This is a genomic window from Streptomyces sp. UNOC14_S4, assembly GCF_020740835.1.
Classification (GTDB): domain Bacteria; phylum Actinomycetota; class Actinomycetes; order Streptomycetales; family Streptomycetaceae; genus Streptomyces.
The window spans coordinates 1-6766 of record NZ_JAINFC010000421.1 but is presented as its reverse complement, the minus strand read 5'-3'; the positions used below and the strand labels follow the sequence as shown (position 1 = coordinate 6766).

Sequence of the window (6766 nt, the reverse complement as noted above, 5' to 3'; positions counted from 1 at the left end):
TGTTTCGGTGGTCATAGCGTTAGGGAAACGCCCGGTTACATTCCGAACCCGGAAGCTAAGCCTTTCAGCGCCGATGGTACTGCATGGGGGACCGTGTGGGAGAGTAGGACGCCGCCGAACAAATTTTGGATGGAAGAGCCCCGACAGGTTTGTCGGGGCTCTTCTGCATTTCCGGACAGTTTTCCGACAGACTGAGGCTTCGACTTCGACGCTTGCACAGCCCCCGGAAGGAGCCGGTGAACCCCATGGCGGCCCTGGCCGACTTTGAAGAGCACCGAAAGAAGCTGTGGGCCGTGGCCTACCGCATCACCGGTTCCGTGGCCGATGCCGACGACGCTCTCCAGGAAGCCTGGCTGCGCTGGCAGTCGCTGCCGGAAGGGGAAGCCGCCAACCCCGCCGCGTATCTCACCACGGTCGTCAGCCGTATCTGTTACGACCAGCTCACCTCGGCCCGCGCCCGGCGCGAGACCTATGTCGGTCCCTGGCTGCCCGAGCCCGTTGTCACCGCCGCGGCCGCCTCGGGCGCCGGCTTTGCTGCCGTACCGTCGCCCGAGGACCAGGTGACGCTGGACGAATCCGTGGGCCTCGCCCTCATGGCCGTACTCGAACGCCTCACCCCGGCCGAACGCACCGCGCTCATCCTCCATGACGTCTTCGCCGTCCCCTTCGGCGACATCGCCGAGGTCGTCGGCCGTACCTCCATGTCCGTACGGCAGCTCGCCTCGCGTGCCCGCAAGCGTGTCCGTGCCGAGGCGCCGCGCCGTTCGGTCGACCGGAACGAGCATCGGCGCACCGTCGAGGCGTTCCTCTCCGCCGTCCTGGAGGGTGACTTCGAGGCCCTGCTGACCACCCTCGACCCCGATGTGACCTGGTGCTCGGACGGCGGCGGCAAGGTGACGGCCGCCCGCAGGCCGGTCGTCGGGAGCGGCAAGGTGGCCCGCTTCGTCCAGGGCGTCGCCCGCGGCCTCGACCCGGCGACCATGCGCATGGTCCTCCGCGAGGTCAACGGTGCCCCGGGCCTCGTCTTCTCCGATCCCGAGGGCGGTCGGCTCATGGTTCTCGCCTTCACCGTCCACGACGGCCGGATCACCGAGGTCGACCTGGTCGCCAACCCCGACAAGCTCCGGCACCTCGACCCCCGTACGCTCGCGTCCACGTCCGCACCCGCCTACCTGTGAGCCGCTGGCCAGCCGAAAGCGGTTGGCCGAAAGCGTTCACCGCGGCTGTCACAGAGTGGTCCGTTGCGTCGTCGGGAGGGCATGAACACGAACGCGCAGCACATCGTCGTCCTCGGAGCCGGCTACGCGGGGCTGTCCGCGGCCCTGCGGCTGGCCCCGCATGTCCGGGTCACCCTCGTCGCCCCGAACGACCACTTCGTCGAACGCGTGCGGCTCCACCAACTGGTCACCCCGGGCACGGAGGTGACGGTGCCGCTGGCCAGGCTCCTCCGAGGCACCGGCATCCGGCACCTGGCCTCCCGCGCCGTCGACCTCGACCTCGCGAGCCGCCAGGTACTGACCGACGACGGACATGCTCTGGCCTACGACCGGCTCGTCTACGCGCTCGGCAGTGTGACCGACACCGGCAGCGTGACCGACGCCGACACCGACACCGACACCGGCACGCGCACAGGGGACGAGAAGGTCTACACCGCGGACTCCGCCGCCGCACTCCGCAAGCGTCTCCTCGACGGCCCCGGAACGCTGACCGTCGTCGGCGGAGGCCTCACCGGTATCGAACTCGCCGCCGAAACAGCCGAGTCGCACCCCGACTGGCAGGTCGGCCTGGCCACCTCCGGCACTCTCGGCGCAGGCCTCTCGCCCAAGGGCCGTGACCACATCCGGCGCACCCTCACCGCCATGGGTGTGCGCGTGGCAGAGGGGCGCAGGGTCGCCTCCGCCGACGAGCTCGACACGGATGTCGCGGTCTGGGCCACCGCTATGCGCCCCGTCACCGGACTCGCCGCCCGAGCGGGCCTGGAACTCGACGCATCCGGCCGCATCGCGGTCGACCCCACGCTGCGGACCGTCACCGACCCCGCCGTCTACGCGATCGGTGACGCCGCGGGCACCTACCTCCGCATGGCCTGTGCCACGGCCATGCCCACCGGCAGCCGCGCGGCGGCCAATGTGCTCGCCGATCTCCGCTCCCGGCAGGCACGGCCGCTCGACTTCCGCTACGTGGTGCAGTGCATCAGCCTCGGCCGCCGGGACGGGCTGATCCAGCCGGTACGGGCCGACGACTCGCCCCGCTCCTGGGTGCTCACCGGCCGGTCCGCCGCGTATGTGAAGGAGCAGATCGTGCGGTCCACCGTCCGGTTCCTCGGCTCGGCGGCGGCCAAGGCACGCCGTGCGGTTCCCCGCGGCGCGTGAGGCCGTCACCGCGGAGCGCTCAAACCCCGGACGGGCTCGAGTCGTTGGCCCGTACGGTGTGCCGTTCCGCCCAGACGTTGAGAGCCGTGCGGCACGCGTGGTCCATGTGGCGGAGGCCCGAGAGGTCGAGCTCCACGCCGTGGCCCGGCCGGGGCAGCCTCTCCAGGCGGTCCAGCAGCTCGGGCAGGCGCAGGAAGTTCGCGCTGCCGAGCACCCGGGCGCGTACGACGCCGTCCACGGTCTCGACCGTCTCCACATGGACGTGCGAGGTTTCCCAGGCCGCCTTCGCGACGGCCATGAGGAGTCCGACGATCACGCCCTCGAAGAGGTTCGTCACCGCGATGGCCCCGGCGGTCACCACCAGCACCACCGCCTCGCCGCGCTGCCCGCGCCACAGCCGGGCCACCTCGCGCACGGGCAGCAGCTTCCAGCCGGCGTGGACGAGGACGCCGGCCAGTGCGGGGACGGGGATGATGCCGAGGGCCCAGGGGAGCAGCGCGGCGAAGATCAGCAGCCACAGGCCGTGCAGCACCCGGGACGCCTTCGTCCGCGCGCCCGCCTGCACATTGGCGGCGCTGCGGACGATCACGGCTGTCATGGGCAGGGCCCCGAGCATGCCGCACACGGTGTTGCCCGCGCCCTGCGCGATGAGCTCCTTGTTGTAGTCCGTGCGCGGCCCGTGGTGCAGGCGGTCCACCGCGGCCGCGCTGAACAGCGTTTCCGCGGAGGCGATGAGAGCGAAGGCCAGCACCGTGCCCAGGACGCCCATCTCGCCCAGCCGTGCGAAGTCGTCGCCGTCCGGCGGCTGCACCGCGCCGAGCAGGCCGTTCACCTCGATCCGGGCCACCGGCAGGCGCGGTACGGCCACGGCCGTCGTCGCCAGCGCGACCGCGACCAGGGGCGCGGGCACCACCCGGGCGGCCCGGCGCCACCGCGGCCAGGCCACCAGCACCAGGATCGTGCCCGAGCCGACGGCGACCGCCCACAGCGCGTCCGGCGAGAGCAGAGTGCCTGTGGCCAGGTCACCCAGTCCGGTGAGCTTCTCGGGGCCACCGGCGGGAGGGCGGGCACCGGCCATCGCGTACAGCTGGCCGGCGATGAGGACCAGGCCGATGCCCGCCAGCATGCCCTGCACCACGGCGACCGAGATCGCCCGGAACCAGCGCCCCATACGGAGCAGGCCCATCACGACCTGGAGCACGCCCGCGGTGAGCACGAGGACGCCGAGTGCCGCCGGCCCGTACTCCCGCACGGCTTCGCAGACCAGCGCGGTCAGCCCGGCCGCGGGCCCGCTGACCTGCAGACTGCTGCCCGGCAGCAGGCCGGCGAGGAGACCGCCGACGACGCCGGTGACGAGCCCGAGCTCGACCGGGACTCCGGAGGCGACGGCGATGCCCACGGAGAGCGGTACGGCGACGAGGAAGACGACGAGCGAGGCGGTGAAGTCGGCGCGGAACGCGGCGGCATCGACTCGAGGACGGGGGCGGGGAGGGTTTGACCGGAGCTTGGCCGACCGCAGGACTTCCCGGGCACGGCCGAAGGGTATTTTCTCCACGAGGTTGCCTCCAGTACGCGGACAGTACGCGGACGACGTCGGGACGGGGGCAAGCCGGACGGCAAAGGGTGACGGAGCGTGCCGTCGACACCCGCGGTCATTCTGTCCAAGACGGGTCGCTCGTTGGGCAGTTGGTGTGTTACCGCGATGTAAACGCGGGATCGACCGGCAGGAACGGTCTGCTCCGATCACGCCGGTGCGAGCCTCGGTGGTGCCGGACGTGCCACGCGCCACGGCATCGGACACGCGCCGGGTGCGAAGATGGCCGGGCACGCCCCCTGACCGTCCAGCGCAGAAGAGGTGAGTGAGTCCCGTGGCTCAGAAAGTCGCCGTCCTCGGCACAGGGAAGATCGGTGAGGCACTCCTCAGCGGCATGATCCGTGCCGGCTGGTCGACCGGAGACCTGCTGGTCACGGCCCGGCGCCCCGAGCGGGCCGAGGCGCTCCGCGCCCGCTACGGCGTCGAGACCGTCAGCAACGTCGAGGCGGCGAAGACCGCCGACACCCTCATCCTCGCCGTGAAGCCCCAGGACATGGCGGCGCTCCTCGACGAGCTCGCCCCGCACCTGCCCGCCGACCGGCTGGTCATCAGCGCGGCCGCGGGCGTCCCCACGGCCTTCTTCGAGGAGAAGCTGCCGCACGGCACGCCTGTCGTGCGCGTCATGCCGAACACCCCGGTCCTCGTCGACGAGGGCATGTCCGTCATCTCCGCGGGCAGCCACGCCACCGAGGAGCACCTGCTCCGCGCCGAGGCGATCTTCAAGCCGGTCGGCAAGACGCTCCGGGTGCCGGAGTCGCAGCAGGACGCGGCCACCGCGCTCTCCGGCTCCGGCCCGGCGTACTTCTACTTCCTCGTCGAAGCGATGACCGACGCGGGCATCCTCCTGGGCCTCCCGCGGGACAAGGCCCACGATCTGATCGTCCAGGCCGCCATCGGCGCCGCCGTGATGCTGCGCGACAGCGGTGAGCACCCGGTCAAGCTCCGCGAGGCCGTCACCTCGCCCGCCGGCACGACGATCAGCGCGATCCGCGAGCTGGAACGGCACGGCGTACGGGCCGCGCTGATCGCCGCGCTGGAAGCGGCACGCGACCGCAGCCGCGAACTGGCCTCGGGCCAGGCGTGACGCCGGACCTGACGCCGGACCTGACGCCAGACCTGACGCCAGACCTGACGTCAGACCTGACGTCAGGCGCGACGCTGTACGTGGTGCTGTCCGTGGCGCCGGGGGCTTCCCGGTGCCACGGACTCCGGTGCCACGGACAGGGACGCGGTCACGCGGGCGGCATGAGACCGATCGCCGCGTAGGCCGCGTCGACCGTCGGGCGGGCCAGAGTACGGGCCCGCTCGGCACCGGTACGCAGGACGGCGTCCACATAGCCGGGGTCGGCGCACAGCTCCGCGTGGCGCTCCCGCACCGGCCGCAGCAGCTCCAGGACGGCCTCGGCGGTGTCCCGCTTCAGCGCGCCGTACGAGGAGTACCCCTCGGCCAGTTCCACGGGGCTGCCGCCGATGCACGCGGCGAGGATCTCCAGCAGATTCGTCACCCCGGGCCGTGTCTCGCGGTCGTATACGACCTCGCTGCCGCTGTCGGTCACCGCACGCATGATTTTCCGCCGGACGACCTCCGGCTCGTCGAGCAGATAGACGATTCCGCCGGTCTCCGCGTGCGACTTCCCCATTTTCGAGGTCGGGTCCGCCAGGTCCATGACGCGCGCGGCCACCGAGGGGAGCACGGCCTTCGGGACGGTGAAGGTGTGCCCGTACCGCTGGTTGAAGCGCACCGCCAGGTCGCGGGTGAGCTCCACGTGCTGCGCCTGGTCGTCGCCGACCGGCACCTCGTCCGCGGAATAGGCGAGGATGTCGGCCGCCATCAGCACCGGATAGGTCAGCAGCGAGAGCCGTACGCTCCCGCCCGTGGCGCGCTCGCGTGCCGACTTCTCCTTGTACTGGATCATGCGGCGCATCTCGCCGTCGGAGGCCGTGCACTCCAGCAGGTAGGAGAGCCGGGTGTGCTCGTCGACGTGGCTCTGCACGAACAGCGTGCACCGCGCCGGGTCCAGGCCGGCGGCGAGCAGCAGGGTCGCCGCCTGACGACTGAGCCTGCGGACCCGGGCGGGATCGTGGTCCACCGTCAGGGCGTGCAGGTCGACGACGCAGAACAAGGCGTCGGACTTGTGCTGGTCCACGTCGACCCACTGGCGGACGGCCCCGAGGTGGTTGCCGAGCGTCAGATGGCCGGTGGGCTTGATGCCGCTGAAGATCCGGGTCATCGGTGGTTCCTCCCTGATGGGAGACCGCCACCCCGGACAGCAAAAAGGCCGCCGAGGCGGCGGCCTGTTGGATGCATGCGCACGTAACGGGGCCGCCGTCAGGCGGCCCACCACTGCTGGGTGCTGCTGTGCTGCGCATGCTGGGTCATGGCACGACCGTACGCCTGGGAAACCCGGTTGCGCCACGGGTTTGATGGCATCTACGGGCTCGTGTAGAGTTCTTCGAGTTGCCACGGCGTCCCACGGGACGGCGAGGCGGCCACTCACGCCGCACCGGCGGCACTCTCTACTGCACGGCCCCTGAACGGGATGGATTTCGGCTTGCCCGGAATTCGGTTCCGGACTCCGATTAGGAGTCGCCGGGGAAATCCGCTAAAGTAGTGATCACGCCGGAAGGCGCGGCCGGAAAAGCGAAAGCTGAAAGGCCGGGACCCCGCTCCAGCAGGGGGCCGGAAAAGTGATTCGGACCGGAAACGGAACGGAAAACGGATCTGGTAAGGTTGGAAACACGAAAGGCCGAAAGGCCGAAGGGAAGCGCCCGGAGGAAAGCCCGCGAGGGTGAGTACAAA

At 70.9% G+C, this 6766-nt stretch carries 5 protein-coding genes and 1 rRNA gene; 4 read left to right on the top strand and 2 right to left on the bottom strand.

The annotated features are described in order from the left end of the window. The first annotated feature begins 3 nt into the window (after positions 1–3). From rrf to K6I34_RS28335, 3 genes are all read left to right on the top strand, one after another. A 5S ribosomal RNA gene (rrf, locus tag K6I34_RS28345) occupies positions 4–120 on the top strand. A gap of 125 nt (positions 121–245) precedes the next feature. Beyond that, positions 246–1178 (top strand): RNA polymerase sigma factor SigJ, encoded by a 933-nt coding sequence (sigJ, locus tag K6I34_RS28340; RefSeq protein WP_229330106.1) that lies wholly within the window; start codon positions 246–248, stop codon positions 1176–1178. An 81-nt stretch (positions 1179–1259) separates the two neighbouring features. Beyond that, the gene (locus K6I34_RS28335) at positions 1260–2372 is read left to right on the top strand and encodes an NAD(P)/FAD-dependent oxidoreductase (RefSeq protein WP_229330104.1); all 1113 of its coding nucleotides are present in this window, start codon (positions 1260–1262) and stop codon (positions 2370–2372) included. A gap of 19 nt (positions 2373–2391) precedes the next feature. On the opposite strand, the gene K6I34_RS28330 is transcribed toward K6I34_RS28335, so the two are convergent. After that, positions 2392–3891, bottom strand: a complete 1500-nt coding sequence (locus tag K6I34_RS28330) for a SulP family inorganic anion transporter (RefSeq protein WP_238489912.1) — start codon at positions 3889–3891, stop codon at positions 2392–2394. A 349-nt stretch (positions 3892–4240) separates the two neighbouring features. Between K6I34_RS28330 and proC the strand changes: the two genes are divergently transcribed. Next, positions 4241–5050, top strand: a complete 810-nt coding sequence (proC, locus tag K6I34_RS28325; protein WP_229330100.1) for a pyrroline-5-carboxylate reductase — start codon at positions 4241–4243, stop codon at positions 5048–5050. Between the two features lie 148 nt (positions 5051–5198). On the opposite strand, the gene trpS is transcribed toward proC, so the two are convergent. Further along, positions 5199–6197: a tryptophan--tRNA ligase gene (gene trpS / locus K6I34_RS28320; protein WP_229330098.1), complete on the bottom strand. Its 999-nt coding sequence runs from the start codon at positions 6195–6197 to the stop codon at positions 5199–5201. Positions 6198–6766 lie beyond the last annotated feature (569 nt).